This is a genomic window from Polaromonas sp. (assembly GCF_036676035.1).
GTDB lineage: Bacteria > Pseudomonadota > Gammaproteobacteria > Burkholderiales > Burkholderiaceae_C > Polaromonas.
This window is the reverse complement of record NZ_JAKFDR010000042.1, coordinates 38,942-53,706: the sequence shown is the minus strand read 5'-3', so window position 1 is coordinate 53,706 and position 14,765 is coordinate 38,942. Positions and strand designations below refer to the sequence as shown.

Here is a 14,765-nt window from a genome sequence, read left to right as displayed (position 1 = left end):
CCTGAAGCGAGCACCGCAGGGTGCCCGTAGCGCAGCGAAGGGTCGCAGACAGTAGGGTCGCCTTTCTTTTGGGTACTTTTCTTTGGCGAAGCAAAGAACAAGTGCCTCGCCCGCCGGGGCGAGTCCCGGCCTGGTAGTGAAGGGCGACCGCTATCAATTCAATAGCTGTCTGCGCCCATACCACCTAGGCTAGAGCACCAAAACGCTTGAGTTACTCGCCCAGATAAGCCGCCCGGACGCGAGGATCGTTCAGCAGCGCCTTGGCTTCACCATTCATCGTGACGATGCCCGACTCCATCACATAGCCGCGGTCGGCAATGCCCAGCGCGCGGCTGGCGTTTTGCTCCACCAGCAAGACGGTGACGCCCTGGCCCGACACGTCGCGCACGACTTCGAAAATCTTGTCGACCATGATGGGTGACAGGCCCATCGACGGCTCGTCGAGCAGCAGCACCTTGGGACGGCTCATCAGCGCGCGGCCCATGGCCAGCATCTGCTGCTCGCCGCCGGACATGGTGCCGGCCAGTTGGTCCTTGCGCTCCCGCAGACGCGGAAAGAGGGTGAACATTTTCTCGATGTCGGCGGCAATGCCGGCCTTGTCGCTGCGGATGTAGGCGCCCATCTGCAGGTTCTCGGTGATGGTCATGCGGGTGAAGACGCCGCGGCCTTCCGGCACCATGGCCAGGCCATCCTTGACCAGGTCCCAGGCGCCGCGGCCCTTGATGCTTTTGCCCAGGTATTCGATGTCGCCTTCGGCCATGGCCAGGCTGCCGGTGATGGCCTTCATCGTGGTGGTTTTGCCGGCGCCGTTGGAGCCGATGAGCGTGACCAGTTCGCCTTCGTGGACTTCAAGGTCAACGCCCTTGACGGCCTTGATGCCGCCGTAGGCCACTTTGAGGCCCGTCACTTTGAGGAGTGTGTTTGCCATGTTCTCTATTTCCCTTCAGTGACCGGTGCCCAGGTAGGCGGTGATCACTTTTTCGTTTTTCTGCACTTCGGCGGGAGCGCCTTCGGCGATCTGCTTGCCGTAGTCGAGCACGGTCACGCGGTCGCACAGGCCCATGACCAGTTTCACGTCGTGCTCGATCAGCAAAATGGTGCGGTTGTCCTTGCGGATCTGGTCGATCAGCTCGCGCAGCTGGATTTTTTCGGTCGCGTTCATGCCGGCTGCCGGCTCGTCCAGCGCGATCAGTTGCGGGTCGGTGGCCAGCGCGCGGGCAATTTCCAGGCGGCGCTGGTCGCCGTAGCTCAGCGTGCGGGCCTTGAAGTCGGCGTATTTGCCAATGCCCACGTAGTCGAGCAGCTCCTGCGAGCGCTTGGCAATCGCGGCCTCTTCGACCTTGAAGCCCGGCGTGCGAAACACGGCGCCCAGCAGGCCCGATTGGGTGCGGATGTGGCGGCCCACCATGACGTTCTCGAGCGCCGTCATTTCGGCAAACAGGCGAATGTTCTGGAAGGTGCGGGCGATGCCGGCCTTGGCCACTTCGTGCACCGCGGTGGGGGTGTAGGACTTGCCGGCCAGCTCGAAGCTGCCGCTGTCGGGCGTGTACAGCCCGGTCAGGACGTTGAAGAAAGTGGTTTTGCCGGCGCCGTTGGGGCCGATCAGGCCATAGACCTGGCCGCGCTCGATGTGGATGCCGACATCGGACAGGGCCTGCAAGCCGCCAAAGCGCTTGGAAACACCCGAGACTTTAAGAATGGTATCGCTCATGTCCATTCTCCTTATTCAGAAACTTTGGTGAGGGGCTTGCCGTGTTCGGACGAGGGCCACAGCCCGCGCGGACGCATCAGCATGATGCCGATCATGGCCAGTGCAATCAGCAGCTGGCGCAGGATGGCGGAGTCCAGACGGCCGTCGGTCATGGCCTGCAGCGGGCCGGCCACATGGCGCAGCACCTCGGGCAGCGCGGCCAGCAGCAGGGCGCCCAGAATGACGCCGGGCAGGTGCCCGATGCCGCCCAGCACCACCATGGCCACAATCATCACCGACTCCATCAGGCTGAAGGACTCGGGCGAGACAAAGCCCTGGAAGGCGGCAAACATGGCGCCCGAGACACCGCCGAAGGTGGCGCCCATGCCGAAAGCCAGCAGCTTCATGTTGCGGGTGTTGATGCCCATGGCCTTGGCGGCGATTTCGTCTTCACGCACCGCCATCCAGGCGCGGCCAATGCGCGACAGCTCCAGGCGGTGGCAGATGCCCACCGAGAAAATCACCAGGCCCAGAAACAGGTAGTAGTAAAGCGACACCGAGGCGACTTCGAAGCCCAACACGTTGAAGCTTTTGCCCAGGTCCAGGCCGAAAAACTTCATTGAGTCAATCTGGTTGATGCCCTTGGGCCCGTTGGTCAGGTTGATCGGGCGGTCCAGGTTGTTGAGGAACACCCGGATGATTTCACCAAAACCCAGCGTCACGATGGCGAGGTAGTCGCCACGCAGCTTGAGCGTCGGGGCGCCGAGGAGGACGCCAAAAAACCCGGCCACCCCGGCCGCCACCGGGATCGCCGCCCAGATCGGCAGGTGCAGGCCTTCCGGGAAAGCCGCCGCAACGGCGGGAAAGGCATCGGCCAGGTGCGGCGAGCCGAGCAGCGCGAACAGGTAGGCGCCGACGGCGAAAAAGGCCACATAGCCCAGGTCCAGCAGGCCGGCAAAGCCGACCACGATGTTCAGGCCCAGCGCCAGCAGCACATAGAGCAGCGCCATGTCGACGATGCGCACCCAGGCGTTGCCGCCCTGCTGCAGCAGCAGGGGCAGGACCAGCAGCAGGACGGCGGCGATCAAAAAGGAAACCAGTCTGTTTTGTTTCATGAAAATTTCTCCTTAGCCAGCCGGGGATCAGGCCCGGTCTGCCACACGTTCACCGAGCAGGCCGGATGGGCGCAGGGTGAGCACGAAAATCAGCACAATGAAGGCAAAGATGTCCGAGTACTGGCTGCCCAGCACGCCGCCGGTCAGCGGGCCGATGTAGCCCGCGCCGATGGACTCGATCAGCCCCAGCAAAATGCCGCCGAGCACGGCACCGCCGAGGTTGCCGATGCCGCCAAACACAGCCGCCGTGAACGCCTTGAGGCCGGGCAAAAAGCCCATGGTGTGCTGCGCCGTGCCGTAGTTCGATGCGTACATCACGCCGGCCAGGGCGGCCAGGATGGCGCCAATGATGAAGGTGGCCGAGATCACGGTGTCGGGTTTGACGCCCATCAGGCCGGCCACGCGGGGGTTTTCTGCCGTGGCGCGCATGGCGCGACCGAGGCGGGTGTAGTGGACCAGGTACATCAGGATGCCCAGCGAGATGGCGGTGGAAGCCAGGATCACCACCTGCGTCACGGTAATCACCGCCCCGCCCAGGAAGATGGGCTCGGTGGGCAGCAGCGTCGGGAAGGATTTGTAGTTGGGCTTCCAGATGATCATGGCCAGCGTCTGCAGCAGGATGGACATGCCGATGGCGGTGATCAGGGGGGCCAGCTTGGGCGAGTTGCGCAGCGGCCGGTAGGCGACTTTTTCAATCGCGAAGTTCAGCACGCTGCACACCACAAAGGCAATCAGCAGCGAGACCACCAAAATGAGCCAGCCGGGTGTGCCGGGCATGGCGCCCTGCATCAGGCCGATGATGGTCCAGCTGGTCAGCGCGCCGACCATCAGCACTTCGCCGTGCGCAAAATTGATCAAGTTGATGATGCCGTAGACCATGGTGTAGCCCAGGGCGATCAGGGCATACATGCTGCCCAGCACCAGACCATTGATGATCTGCTGTAGCAATACTTCCATAACGCTTCTCCCGTGTAATTGAAATCCGCCAACTCCGCTTGCGCCGCAACCCGGCGGGATCACCAGCGGGTTGCGTGAGTTAACAAAAAGCCCGCCGATCAGAACCAGGTGACAACTGGGCTGGGTGGCGAGCTAATCCGCAAATTGTAGCCAAGCGCATCTAGCGAGAAACGGGCCAAGAGGGCGGATTTCGCGGGGTTTACCCTTGAAAAAGCTTTATTTTTTTATTTAATCAGGGCTTATCAGCGGTTTTACTTTTCTATTAGTTTTTCTGATTGTTTTTTAACTTCAACTCGTTCAGCTTATCGGCAATCCTGATCTCCAGGCCCCGGTTGACGGGCCGGTAAAACGCGGGCGCGGCCATGCCCTGCGGAAAATAGTTTTCACCGGCGGCAAAACCGTCTTCCTCGTCGTGGGCATAGCGGTAGTTTTTGCCGTAGTCGAGCTCTTTCATCAGCTGGGTGGGCGCATTGCGCAGGTGCAGCGGCACCGGGCGGGTGCCGTCTTTCTTGACGAAGGCCTTGGCTTCGTTGAAGGCCTTGTAGACCGCGTTGGACTTGGGCGCCACCGCCAGGTAGACCACGCACTGGGCCAGCGCCAGCTCGCCTTCGGGCGAACCCAGCCGCTCATAGACCTCGGCCGCATCCAGCGCCAGGCGCAGGGCGCGCGGGTCGGCCAGCCCGATGTCTTCACTGGCCATGCGGATCAGCCGGCGCGCCATGTAGCGCGGCTCGGCCCCGCCATCGAGCATGCGCATCAGCCAGTACAGGGCGGCATCGGGGTCGGAGCCGCGCACCGATTTATGCAGCGCCGAGATGGTGTCGTAAAACTGCTCGCCGCCCTTGTCGTAGCGGCGCAGGCTCTCGCCCAGCACCTTGAGCAGCCAGGCGCCGGTGACATGCGTGGTCTGGTCGCGCCCGGCCGCGACGCTCAGCGATTCCAGCGTGTTGAGCAGGCGCCGGGCATCGCCGTCGGCGTAGGCGATCAGCCGCTCGATGGCCTCATTCGCTATGGTTTCGATAGCTGGCAGCGCACGCAATTCAAGCACCTTGACCACAATCTGCTTTAAATCCGCCTCGGACAGCGGCTGCAGCACATAGACCACCGCGCGCGACAGCAGCGCGGAGTTCACCTCGAACGAGGGGTTTTCGGTGGTGGCGCCAATAAAGGTAAACAGGCCGCTTTCGACATGCGGCAAAAAGGCGTCCTGCTGGGATTTGTTGAAACGGTGCACCTCGTCGACAAACACGATGGTGCGCCGCCCGTGCCCGTCACCCTGCCCGCGCCAGATGCTGGCCTGCTCGACCGCATCGCGGATGTCCTTGACGCCGCCCAGCACCGCCGAGATGGTGATGAAATGCGCGTCAAAGCTGCTGGCCATCAGCCGGGCGATGGTGGTCTTGCCCACGCCGGGCGGGCCCCACAGAATGCAGCTGTGCGGCTGGCCCGACTCGAACGCGATGCGCAGCGGCATGCCCTCGCCCAGCAAATGCTGCTGGCCAATGACTTCGCCGAGGTTTTGCGGGCGTAGCCGTTCGGCCAGCGGTGCCTGCGCTTTGGCCTGTTCTTTGGGGTCTGCCCTGGAAACCATGGGATGGCTGCGTGCGTGCGGAAAAGGGCTTACTGCCGGATCACATCCGCGCCCTTGGGCGGTGTGAACTGAAAGTGGCTGGCGGCCAGCGCCGGGTTGAGCTCGAACTGGCTGAAGCTCATGACCGAGCGCTGGCCAAAGCTGTCCAGAATGTCCAGCACCGCCAGCTCGCTGCCTTTTTCATTCGCTTTGTCGCCGGCCTTGTCGGTCGGCCTGAAGCCGACGCTGATGCTTTGCAACTGGCCGTCTTTGGTTTTAGGCTTGGCCTGCACCCACTGCAAGCCGTCTTTTTCGGGCAAGGGCGTCAGCGTGAAGTCGGCCTGCAAGGCCTTCAAGTCGGCGGCGGCCGCAATCACGGCGGCCGGGGTGCCACCCAGCGCTTGGGCCAGCTTGCGGGAGGTCACCTGGTTGAGGTCCACGTCATGCAGCCACAGCGTCTGCCCGTCGGCGACGATGCTTTGCTCGAACGGTTTTTTGTACAGGAACTTGAAGCGGTTGGGCCGCAGAAACTCAAAGCTGCCGCTGGAAGTCTTGACCTTAGCGGTCTGCCCCTCGCGCGCCGGGCTGGTCACCACCTGGGTAAAGGCGGCGCGGCCACTGCGCGCTGTCTTGACAAAATTCTCCAGGCTTTTCAGGCCATCCGTCCCCGTTGTTTGTGCGCCGGCAGCTATCGAAATCGTAGCAAAAAGAGCCGCCAAAACGGCGTGCGCCAGACCTGGAATCGGCCTGAAGCGGCGGGTCGGTGAAGATTGAATATGAATCATGGCCGTAGTTGGTGGTTACTCTGCGCAGTCTGCCCGAACTGGTCAGACGCCTGCCCAAAGCCCGGGTTATCGAAGTTCAGCGGGGTGAGGGACGCTCCAAAAGGAGCAGGCGCACGGCCAGCCAGAAGAGGACCCCGCCCAGGAACCAGCCCTGGTACTTGGCCGCCCGCGGGCTTCGGTTGAGAAACGTCCCGACCTGGCCGCCAAATGCGCCCAAGGCCGAATTGAACAACAGTGCCGCCAACGACAGCGTACAGCCCAACACGGTGAGCTGCAGCGCGACGTTGCCGCGCGACTCGACGACGAACTGGGGCAGAAACACCATGAAGAACAGCAAGGCCTTGGGATTGAGCAGGCTGTTGAGCATGGCCATTCTGAAGACACGCACCAGCGAGGCATGTTCGCGCCGCGTGATGACGGCTTTGCCCGGGGAGCGGATTGCCTGGACAGCGAGCCATAGCAGGTAAACCGCGCCGAGGTAGCGAAGCACGTCAAACGAGGCAGGCCAGGCGGCCACGAGCGCCGTGACACCGGTGGCCGTGAGCAGCGTGAGCGTCAGATCGGCAGCCGTGATGCCCAGGGCGGCGGCAAATCCACCCTGGGGGCCATGCGCAACCCCATGCGACAGCACGAAAGCCATGTTGGGCCCAGGCGAGAGGAACAAGGCCAGCACGGCCAGCAGGAAGATGGAGAGTGTGGACAGATCGACCATGAGAACCATGAGAAGTTACGCCTATTTGGAAATGAAGGGGTGTCGCCAGCGCTGACGCTTGACTTGCCTTTACTCGGCGCGGGCCGGCACCAGGATTTCACGCTGGCCGCTGCCCGACATGGCGCTGACCAGGCCCGCTTTTTCCATGTCTTCCACCAGCCGCGCGGCGCGGTTGTAGCCAATCTTCAGGTGGCGCTGGACCAGCGAAATGCTGGCTTTGCGATTCTTGAGCACCACCTCGACAGCCTGGTCGTACATCGGGTCCTTCTCGCTCTCGCCGCCCCCTGCACCGTCACCCAGCAAATCGCCGTCGCCATCGACCGTGCCGCCTTCCAGCACGCCTTCGATGTAGTTGGGCTCGCCCTGCTGCTTGAGGTAGGCGACCACGCGGTGCACTTCATCGTCGCTGACAAAAGCGCCGTGCACGCGAATCGGAAAGCCGGTACCGCTGGGCATGTAGAGCATGTCGCCCATGCCCAGCAGGGCCTCGGCGCCCATCTGGTCCAAAATGGTGCGGCTGTCGATCTTGCTGCTCACCTGGAAGGACAAGCGGGTCGGGATGTTGGCCTTGATCAGGCCGGTGATCACGTCCACGCTGGGGCGCTGCGTGGCCAGCACCAGGTGGATGCCGGCGGCCCGGGCTTTTTGCGCCAGCCGGGCAATCAGCTCTTCAATCTTTTTGCCGACCACCATCATCAGGTCGGCCAGCTCGTCGATCACGACCACGATGTAGGGCAGGCGCTCCAGCGGTTCGGGCTGCTCGGGCGTGAGGCTGAAGGGGTTGTAGATGAACTCGCCGCGTGCCTTGGCCTCGTCGATCTTGCTGTTGTAGCCCGCCAGGTTGCGCACGCCCAGCTTGCTCATGAGCTTGTAGCGCTTTTCCATTTCGGCCACGCACCAGTTCAGGCCATGGGCCGCCTGGCGCATGTCCGTCACCACCGGCGCCAGCAGGTGCGGAATGCCTTCGTAGACGCTCATCTCCAGCATCTTGGGGTCGATCAGCAGCAGGCGCACGTCGCGCGCATCGGCCTTGTAGAGCAGACTCAAAATCATGGCATTGATGCCCACCGACTTGCCCGAGCCGGTGGTGCCGGCCACCAGACAGTGCGGCATCTTGGCCAGATCCGCCACCACCGGACTGCCGCCAATGTCCTTGCCCAGACCGATGGTGAGCAGGGACTTGGCTTCGTTGTAGATCTGCGAGCCCAAAATCTCGCTGAGCTTGATGGACTGGCGCTTGGCGTTGGGCAGCTCCAGCGCCATGTAGTTTTTGCCGGGGATGGTCTCAATCACGCGGATGGACACCAGGCTCAGGGCCCGCGCCAGGTCCTTGGCCAGGTTCACGACCTGCGAGCCCTTGACGCCGGTGGCCGGCTCGATCTCGTAGCGGGTGATCACCGGGCCGGGCGCCGCAGCCACCACGCGCACCTCGACACCAAAGTCCTTGAGCTTTTTCTCGATCAGGCGCGAGGTCATCTCCAGCGTTTCAGGCGCCACGCCCTCTTGGCGCTGCAGGGCGCCATCAAGCAGGTCGACCTGCGGCAGCTTGGAGTCGGGCATGTCGCTGAACAGCGGCTTTTGCCGCTCTTTCGCCACGCGCTCGCTTTTGGGAATGTCGGCCAGCGTGGGCTCGATCAGCACCGGCGTCGGGTGATGCTCTTCAATCTCGATGCGCTCCTCCACCAGCGTGGCTTCGCGTTCGCGCGCCGCCAGCTTGCCCAGCGCCAGGTCTTCGGCGATTTCGCGTTTCTCGCGGCGCGAAGCTATCAGGCTGTCGATCCAGGCGCCAATGCGCTGGGCCGCGTGCGCCCATGAAAAGCCAAACACCACGGAAACGGCAATCACCCCCAGGGCAATCCAGACCAGGCCCGAACCGGTAAAGCCCAGCCATTTCACACCGGCCGGCCCCGCCAGGTAACCCAGCACACCGCCGCCGTGGCCGGGCAGTTTGAATTCAAAGCGGTACAGCCGCGACCACTCAAGTGCCGTGCTGGCCAGCAACAGCAGCGCCAGACACAGCCAGAACTTGACCCGCCCGGCGTGCAAGCGGCCCTGCGAGGCCGGCTCGCCACGCAACCAGCGCGCCAGCGAGGCCAGCCAGACCCGGCCACCGGCGGCCAGCAGCCACCAGACCGAAAAGCCCAGCAAAAAGTAGCTGGCATCGGCCAGCCAGGTGCCGAAACGGCCACCCCAGTTGTGCACCGCGCCGGCTGCCTCGCCGCTGCCCGAGGTCGACCAGGCCGCATCTTGCGGTGAATAGCTCAGCAGTGCCGCCAGCCAGAAAAGCAGGCCCAGCAGGCCCAGCACCAGGCTGGCTTCCTGCGCAAAGCGTTTGACGCCGCCGGGCGCGCCCGCGGCGGCAGAGGTGGAAGAGGTTCTGGAGTTCAGGGTATCGAGTGAATAAGTCATAAGCCCGGCTCAGAGCTTACCGCAGTTAAACAGGGGGTTGGAGACAAGCAGAAGGCAGGGCTCTAGTACTGCAACCCGGAAGTAGCGAAACAAAATGAAAGTGATGGATTCGTGCCCAGGGCTTGCGCCAAGCCGCAGCGAAGGCTATGCGCCTTCGCAAGGGTTGCAACGCCGCCATGGGTGCGAAGACGCGCTTTCATGTTTCGATATTTTCGGGTTGCAGTACTAGCTTTCAGCCCAGTGAATTGAGCCGCGCCTTGACCAACAGGGAGCCATCGTCACGGGTTTCAATATAACCGTGCTCTTCGAGGTATTTCATCACGCGGCTGACCATCTCGCGCGAGGCGCCGACCATCTTGGCCAGATCCTGGCGCGAGACCCTGTCGCGGATCACGGCATTGCCATCCCCGTCCTGGATGGCGAATTCAAGCAAGGCCCGGGCCACACGGCCATAGACATCCATCAGGGCCAGGGATTCGATTTTGCGGTCGGCGTGGCGCAGGCGCTGCACCAGGCCCTTCATGACGGCATAGGCCATGGAGCTGTTTTCGGGCAGGCAGCGGGCGAACTCCGGGCGGCCCAGCACCAACACATCGGTCTGCACCTCGGCGCGCACCGAGGCCGAATGCGGTTCGTTGTCAATCAGGCTCATCTCGCCCACGTAGTCACCCGGTTGCATGGTCGCCAGAATCACCTCGCGGCCCCGCGTGTCGGTGGTCACGACGCGGGCGCGCCCGGTCAGGATGATGGACAGCGCGTTGGATTGTTTACCTTGCTCCACGATGGCTTCGCCGCGTTTGAAGCGGCGTTTGATCACGGCCTCGGCCACCGATTCCGCCTGACTGGCTGTCAGCATCGAAAACAGGGGGACCCGGCGAATCAGCTCCAGGTTGGACACCATCGTAGACATATCAGCCTCTCCAGACCTCACCACCGACAGAACTTCGCGCGAGTTCTTACAATGGCGGTTTATTTTTTCACAATATCCACCGGCTGCAAAGCTTGCACCTTGCATTTGGCCCCGACTCTAACTGAGTTCCAACGCATTCCCTATCGGTTTTTCACTATGAAACATTCTAAAGTTCTCATTCTGGGCTCAGGTCCTGCGGGCTACACCGCAGCGGTGTACGCCGCTCGCGCCAACCTCGATCCGGTGCTGATCACCGGGATTGCCCAGGGAGGCCAGCTCATGACCACGACCGATGTGGACAACTGGCCCGCTGACGTGCAGGGCGTGCAGGGCCCGGACCTGATGCAGCGCTTTTTGGCGCATGCCGAGCGCTTCAAGACCGAGATTGTGTTTGACCACATCAACAAGGTCGACTTCAGCCAGCGCCCCTTCACCCTCACCGGCGACAGCGGCACCTACACCTGCGACACGCTGATCATCGCCACCGGGGCATCGGCCCAATACCTCGGGCTGGAATCGGAAAGTGCCTTCATGGGCCGCGGCGTGTCGGGCTGCGCCACCTGCGACGGCTTCTTCTATCGCCAGCAAGACGTCTGTGTGGTGGGCGGCGGCAACACGGCAGTGGAAGAAGCGCTGTACCTGTCCAACATCGCCAGCAAGGTGACGCTGGTCCACCGGCGCGACAAATTCAGGGCCGAAGCCATCCTGATCGACAAGCTGCATGAGAAAGTCGCTGCCGGCAAGATTGAGCTCAAGCTGCACCACACCCTGGACGAGGTGCTGGGCGATGCCTCCGGCGTGACCGGCGTGCGCCTCAAAAGCACCCAGCACAACACCACCCAGGAGTTGGCGCTCAAGGGCTGCTTTATTGCCATTGGCCACCGGCCCAACACCGAGATTTTTGCCGGCCAGCTGGAGATGAAAGACGGCTACATCATCACCAGGACCGGCCTGCAGGGCTTTGCCACCATGACCAGCGTGCCGGGCGTGTTTGCCGCCGGGGATGTGCAAGACAACGTCTACCGCCAGGCGGTTACCAGCGCCGGCACGGGCTGCATGGCGGCGCTGGACGCCCAGCGTTTTCTGGAACAGGCGTAGTAAAAAGGCGCAGTAAGAGTAAGTCAAAAATCCCTTATAATTCAAGGCTTTGCTAAATTTGACCCTCAAAGGGTTGGATTTGGCAGTTTTGGGTTACCGCCACCCTATTCTGGCGAGGTGAGGCAGAAATGACGACAAGCGCGTAGCGCCTGGACGGTGTGACTGCTGTTAAAAATACTGGAGTGCATATGGCACGCGTATGTGAAGTAACGGGCAAACGCCCGATGGTGGGCAACAATGTGTCCCACGCCAACAACAAAACCAAACGCAGGTTCCTCGTGAACTTGCAATACCGCCGTTTCTGGGTCGAAAGCGAAAACCGCTGGATTCGCTTGCGCGTTTCCAGCGCAGCCCTGCGCCTGATCGACAAAAACGGCATTGATGCCGTGCTCGCAGACCTGCGCGCACGCGGCCAAGCTTAAGGAGCACCACCATGGCTAAAGGCGCACGCGAAAAAATCAAGCTGGAATCAACCGCCGGCACCGGTCACTTCTACACGACCACCAAAAACAAGAAAACCACGCCCGACAAAATGCTGATCATGAAATTTGATCCGAAAGCTCGCAAGCATGTGGAATACAAGGAAATCAAGCTGAAGTAATTCAGCCTGGTTTTCGGTGGCGCCCTGGCATCACCACCCCAAAGAACCCGCCCTTGCCCGGCGGGTTTTTTTTGCGCCTGCTGAAAGCTTCCGCATCAATAATCCTGCACTGCTCCCGGTGCGCACGTGCTGGCTACTGGCGCCTGCTTAGCCCCTCCCGCCTCTTCAAAGGCGAGTATCAATCGCACCAATGAAAACGGCCGCCCCAGCATTTCGCTGAGGCGGCCGCCATGCCGGCCTGACGGCCGGCGTTGGGATCGGGCAGTTGCAGTTTAGGCGCGGGCTGCGCGCAGCTTGGCAGAAAACTCCTGCAGGGCGGCAATGCCGCTTTCTTCGGCACGATGGCACCAGGCCTGCAGATCAGCCGCGAGCTGCTCGCGCGAGGCGGTGGTGGTCAGCCACATCTGGCGTAGCTCTTCGCGCATGGTGACCATTTTGTCGAGCACCGGATGCTCGGCACGGACCTGGGCGATTTGCGGTTTGGCCGCTGCGGGCACCTTGTCATCGTCGCGGTGCAGCCAGCGATTGGCCGCCTGCAGCACCGAGACATCGCCTTGTTTGGCTTTCAGGGCCTCCATCTCGACCTTGCAGGCACGGCGCATTTCACGCGCATAACCGGCCATGACCTCGTAGCGGTGTGCGATCAGCGCTTCGAGGGTTTTCTCGTCAGCCACCGGCTGGATGGCGCCCAGCTGCAGCTTGGGCGGCACTTTCTTGACCGTGGCCAGACCGACTTTTTCCAGGGCGCGGATATAAACCCAGCCGATGTCGAATTCGTAGGGCTTGACCGAGAACTTGGCGGAAGTCGGGTAGGTGTGGTGGTTGTTGTGCAGCTCTTCGCCGCCAATCATGATGCCCCAGGGCGAAATGTTGGTGCTGGCGTCGGGCGCCTCGAAGTTGCGGTAGCCCCAGTAGTGGCCGATGCCGTTGATGATGCCGGCGGCCGTCACGGGAATCCAGGCCATTTGCACGGCCCACACGGCCAGACCGGCCACGCCAAACAGCGCCAGGTTGATGACCATCATCAGGCCCACGCCCTGCCAGCTGTAGCGCGTGTACACATTGCGCTCCAGCCAGTCATTGGGCGTGCCCAGACCGAACTTGGCCAGGGTTTCCTTGTTTTTCGTCTCGGCACGGTAGAGCTCGGCACCCTTCCAGAACACGGTTTCAATGCCGTGGGCCTGGGGGCTGTGCGGGTCTTCCAGGGTTTCGCACTTGGCGTGGTGCTTGCGATGCACCGACACCCACTCCTTGGTGACCTGACCGGTCCCCAGCCAGAGCCAGAAGCGGAAAAAGTGTGCGGGAATGGCGTGCAGGTCCATGGCGCGGTGCGCCTGGTGACGGTGCAGATAAATCGTGACACTGGCAATGGTGATGTGCGTCGTCACCAGGGTGTACAGCACAATTTGCCACCAGCTTGCGGCGACCAGTCCGTGGGCCAGCCAGTCAATGGCGGCATCAAAAAAGATCATGAGATTCCTTAAAACAGCCCACACCGGCGCTTTGCCTCAAAGCGCGGCTCGGGTTAGCCTTCTATTGTAGGCGCTCAGGCCGGAAACACCAACCCTGCGGACGCCATAACCATGCAACACCGAAAAAGTAAGTAAATTTACTGATAAACACTCAATTAATCGCCATTTAACGTCTTCTTCTTTCAAAACTCATCAAATTTTCTGCCAGACGGCGGCAAAAAAACCGTCAGTTCCATGCTGGTGGGGCCACAGCCTCAGGTAGGCGCCGCTGCACAGCCGCTCAGCCCCCTCCACCCCCAGATGGGTCAGCAGCTCCCTGGTTTCAAGGGGTTTGAACGCCGGGTTGGCTGCGCTAAAGGCCTCGGCAATCGCCTCGTTTTCGTCCCGCAGCACGCTGCAGGTCGCGTAGACCAGCCGCCCGCCGGGCTTGAGCAGGCGGGCGGCGCTCTGCAAAATCGCCGTCTGCTTGGCTGTCAACTCCTCAATCGCCTTGGGGCTCTGCCGCCATTTGAGGTCGGGGTTGCGCCGCAAGGTGCCCAGGCCCGAGCACGGCGCGTCGACCAGCACCCGGTCTATCTTGCCGGCCAGGCGCTTGATGCGCTCGTCGCGCTCGTGCGCGATGGCCACCGGGTGGACGTTGGACAGGCCGCTGCGCGCCAGCCGGGGTTTGAGGGCGTCCAGCCGGTGGCCGGAGGTGTCAAACGCGTACAGCCGGCCGGTATTGCGCATGCTGGCGCCTATCGCCAGCGTCTTGCCGCCAGCGCCAGCGCAAAAATCCACCACCATCTCGCCGCGCTTGGCGTCCAGCAGCAGTGCCAGCAGCTGGGAGCCCTCATCCTGCACCTCGATGGCGCCCCGGGTAAAGACGTCGAGCTTGTTCAGCGGCGGCTTGTCGGCCAGCCGCAAACCCCAGGGCGAGTAAGGAGTTGCTACTGTTTTGATAGCTGCTTTTGCAAGCTCTTTCTGGACATCAGAGCGTTTATCCTTCAGGGCATTGACCCGCAGGTCGAGCCCGGCGGGGGCGTTGAGGCTTTCCACCAGCGGCCAGAAATTGTCCCCGAGCTGCTGCTTGAGCGGCTCAACCAGCCACTGCGGCAGGTTGTGGCGGTGCAATTCGAGCAAATCACCGGGCTGGACCTGGTCGCAGCGGGCCAGCCAGTCTTTTTCCTGATCGGTCAGCGCACTTAAAAGAAAATCACGCTCGGCCGCGAAACCCAAAATCGCCAGCCGCCGCTCGGGCGGGCCGCTGCCGTGCTGGGCCAGGTAGGTGTAGAGCGATTTTTTGCGCAGCACGCCGTACACCGTTTCGGCCAGCGTGGCGCGCTCGCGCGGGCCCAGGCGCTGCTCGCGAAAGTAGCGCGACACCACGGCGTCGGCGGGGTGGTCAAATTTGAGAACCTGCTTGAGAAGCTCGGAACAACTGTCGAGTAAGGCTTTAGGGTGCAT

General features: G+C 62.3%; 14 protein-coding genes. 3 read left to right on the top strand and 11 right to left on the bottom strand.

Translation table 11 applies throughout. From position 1 onward, the window contains the following. Window positions 1–211: 211 nt before the first annotated feature. From V6M61_RS06935 to V6M61_RS06895, 9 genes are all read right to left on the bottom strand, one after another. Complete coding sequence (locus tag V6M61_RS06935) at window positions 212–928, bottom strand: ABC transporter ATP-binding protein (protein ID WP_332775834.1); 717 nt, start codon at window positions 926–928, stop codon at window positions 212–214. Window positions 929–943: 15 nt separating this feature from the next. After that, window positions 944–1,711, bottom strand: a complete 768-nt coding sequence (locus tag V6M61_RS06930) for an ABC transporter ATP-binding protein (RefSeq protein ID WP_332775833.1) — start codon at window positions 1,709–1,711, stop codon at window positions 944–946. A gap of 11 nt (window positions 1,712–1,722) precedes the next feature. Then, window positions 1,723–2,805, bottom strand: a complete 1,083-nt coding sequence (locus V6M61_RS06925) for a branched-chain amino acid ABC transporter permease (protein WP_332775832.1) — start codon at window positions 2,803–2,805, stop codon at window positions 1,723–1,725. Window positions 2,806–2,832: 27 nt separating this feature from the next. Continuing rightward, on the bottom strand, window positions 2,833–3,762 hold the full coding sequence (locus tag V6M61_RS06920) for a branched-chain amino acid ABC transporter permease (protein WP_332775831.1): 930 nt from the start codon (window positions 3,760–3,762) through the stop codon (window positions 2,833–2,835). Between the two features lie 262 nt (window positions 3,763–4,024). Further along, on the bottom strand, window positions 4,025–5,353 hold the full coding sequence (locus tag V6M61_RS06915) for a replication-associated recombination protein A (protein WP_332775830.1): 1,329 nt from the start codon (window positions 5,351–5,353) through the stop codon (window positions 4,025–4,027). Window positions 5,354–5,382: 29 nt separating this feature from the next. Beyond that, the gene (lolA, locus tag V6M61_RS06910; protein ID WP_442957740.1) at window positions 5,383–6,051 is read right to left on the bottom strand and encodes an outer membrane lipoprotein chaperone LolA; all 669 of its coding nucleotides are present in this window, start codon (window positions 6,049–6,051) and stop codon (window positions 5,383–5,385) included. A 142-nt stretch (window positions 6,052–6,193) separates the two neighbouring features. After that, the gene (locus tag V6M61_RS06905; RefSeq protein WP_332775836.1) at window positions 6,194–6,829 is read right to left on the bottom strand and encodes a LysE family translocator; all 636 of its coding nucleotides are present in this window, start codon (window positions 6,827–6,829) and stop codon (window positions 6,194–6,196) included. Between the two features lie 69 nt (window positions 6,830–6,898). Next, complete coding sequence (locus V6M61_RS06900; protein WP_332775828.1) at window positions 6,899–9,238, bottom strand: DNA translocase FtsK; 2,340 nt, start codon at window positions 9,236–9,238, stop codon at window positions 6,899–6,901. A 232-nt stretch (window positions 9,239–9,470) separates the two neighbouring features. Then, window positions 9,471–10,148, bottom strand: coding sequence for a Crp/Fnr family transcriptional regulator (locus tag V6M61_RS06895; RefSeq protein ID WP_332775827.1), 678 nt, complete (start codon window positions 10,146–10,148; stop codon window positions 9,471–9,473). A gap of 156 nt (window positions 10,149–10,304) precedes the next feature. On the opposite strand from V6M61_RS06895, the gene trxB reads away from it, so the two are divergent. From trxB to rpmG, 3 genes are all read left to right on the top strand, one after another. Beyond that, window positions 10,305–11,246: a thioredoxin-disulfide reductase gene (gene trxB / locus V6M61_RS06890; protein WP_332775826.1), complete on the top strand. Its 942-nt coding sequence runs from the start codon at window positions 10,305–10,307 to the stop codon at window positions 11,244–11,246. 188 nt (window positions 11,247–11,434) lie between these two features. Further along, window positions 11,435–11,668, top strand: a complete 234-nt coding sequence (rpmB, locus tag V6M61_RS06885) for a 50S ribosomal protein L28 (protein ID WP_332775825.1) — start codon at window positions 11,435–11,437, stop codon at window positions 11,666–11,668. A gap of 11 nt (window positions 11,669–11,679) precedes the next feature. Beyond that, a complete protein-coding gene (gene rpmG / locus V6M61_RS06880; RefSeq protein ID WP_007863188.1) occupies window positions 11,680–11,847 on the top strand; it encodes a 50S ribosomal protein L33 in 168 nt (55 codons plus the stop codon). 272 nt (window positions 11,848–12,119) lie between these two features. On the opposite strand, the gene V6M61_RS06875 is transcribed toward rpmG, so the two are convergent. Both V6M61_RS06875 and V6M61_RS06870 read right to left on the bottom strand, forming a co-directional pair. Then, complete coding sequence (locus V6M61_RS06875; protein WP_332775824.1) at window positions 12,120–13,319, bottom strand: DesA family fatty acid desaturase; 1,200 nt, start codon at window positions 13,317–13,319, stop codon at window positions 12,120–12,122. Window positions 13,320–13,511: 192 nt separating this feature from the next. After that, window positions 13,512–14,765, bottom strand: a complete 1,254-nt coding sequence (locus V6M61_RS06870) for an RsmB/NOP family class I SAM-dependent RNA methyltransferase (protein WP_332775823.1) — start codon at window positions 14,763–14,765, stop codon at window positions 13,512–13,514.

Bases quoted from the DNA above. Each gene is read 5' to 3' on its own strand.
- V6M61_RS06935 (WP_332775834.1), bottom strand. From the start codon at position 928: ATGGCAAACACACTCCTCAAAGTGACGGGCCTCAAAGTGGCCTACGGC.
- V6M61_RS06930 (WP_332775833.1), bottom strand. From the start codon at position 1,711: ATGAGCGATACCATTCTTAAAGTCTCGGGTGTTTCCAAGCGCTTTGGC.
- V6M61_RS06925 (WP_332775832.1), bottom strand. From the start codon at position 2,805: ATGAAACAAAACAGACTGGTTTCCTTTTTGATCGCCGCCGTCCTGCTG.
- V6M61_RS06920 (WP_332775831.1), bottom strand. From the start codon at position 3,762: ATGGAAGTATTGCTACAGCAGATCATCAATGGTCTGGTGCTGGGCAGC.
- V6M61_RS06915 (WP_332775830.1), bottom strand. From the start codon at position 5,353: ATGGTTTCCAGGGCAGACCCCAAAGAACAGGCCAAAGCGCAGGCACCG.
- V6M61_RS06905 (WP_332775836.1), bottom strand. From the start codon at position 6,829: ATGGTCGATCTGTCCACACTCTCCATCTTCCTGCTGGCCGTGCTGGCC.
- V6M61_RS06900 (WP_332775828.1), bottom strand. From the start codon at position 9,238: ATGACTTATTCACTCGATACCCTGAACTCCAGAACCTCTTCCACCTCT.
- V6M61_RS06895 (WP_332775827.1), bottom strand. From the start codon at position 10,148: ATGTCTACGATGGTGTCCAACCTGGAGCTGATTCGCCGGGTCCCCCTG.
- trxB (WP_332775826.1), top strand. From the start codon at position 10,305: ATGAAACATTCTAAAGTTCTCATTCTGGGCTCAGGTCCTGCGGGCTAC.
- rpmB (WP_332775825.1), top strand. From the start codon at position 11,435: ATGGCACGCGTATGTGAAGTAACGGGCAAACGCCCGATGGTGGGCAAC.
- rpmG (WP_007863188.1), top strand. From the start codon at position 11,680: ATGGCTAAAGGCGCACGCGAAAAAATCAAGCTGGAATCAACCGCCGGC.
- V6M61_RS06875 (WP_332775824.1), bottom strand. From the start codon at position 13,319: ATGATCTTTTTTGATGCCGCCATTGACTGGCTGGCCCACGGACTGGTC.
- V6M61_RS06870 (WP_332775823.1), bottom strand. From the start codon at position 14,765: ATGCACCCTAAAGCCTTACTCGACAGTTGTTCCGAGCTTCTCAAGCAG.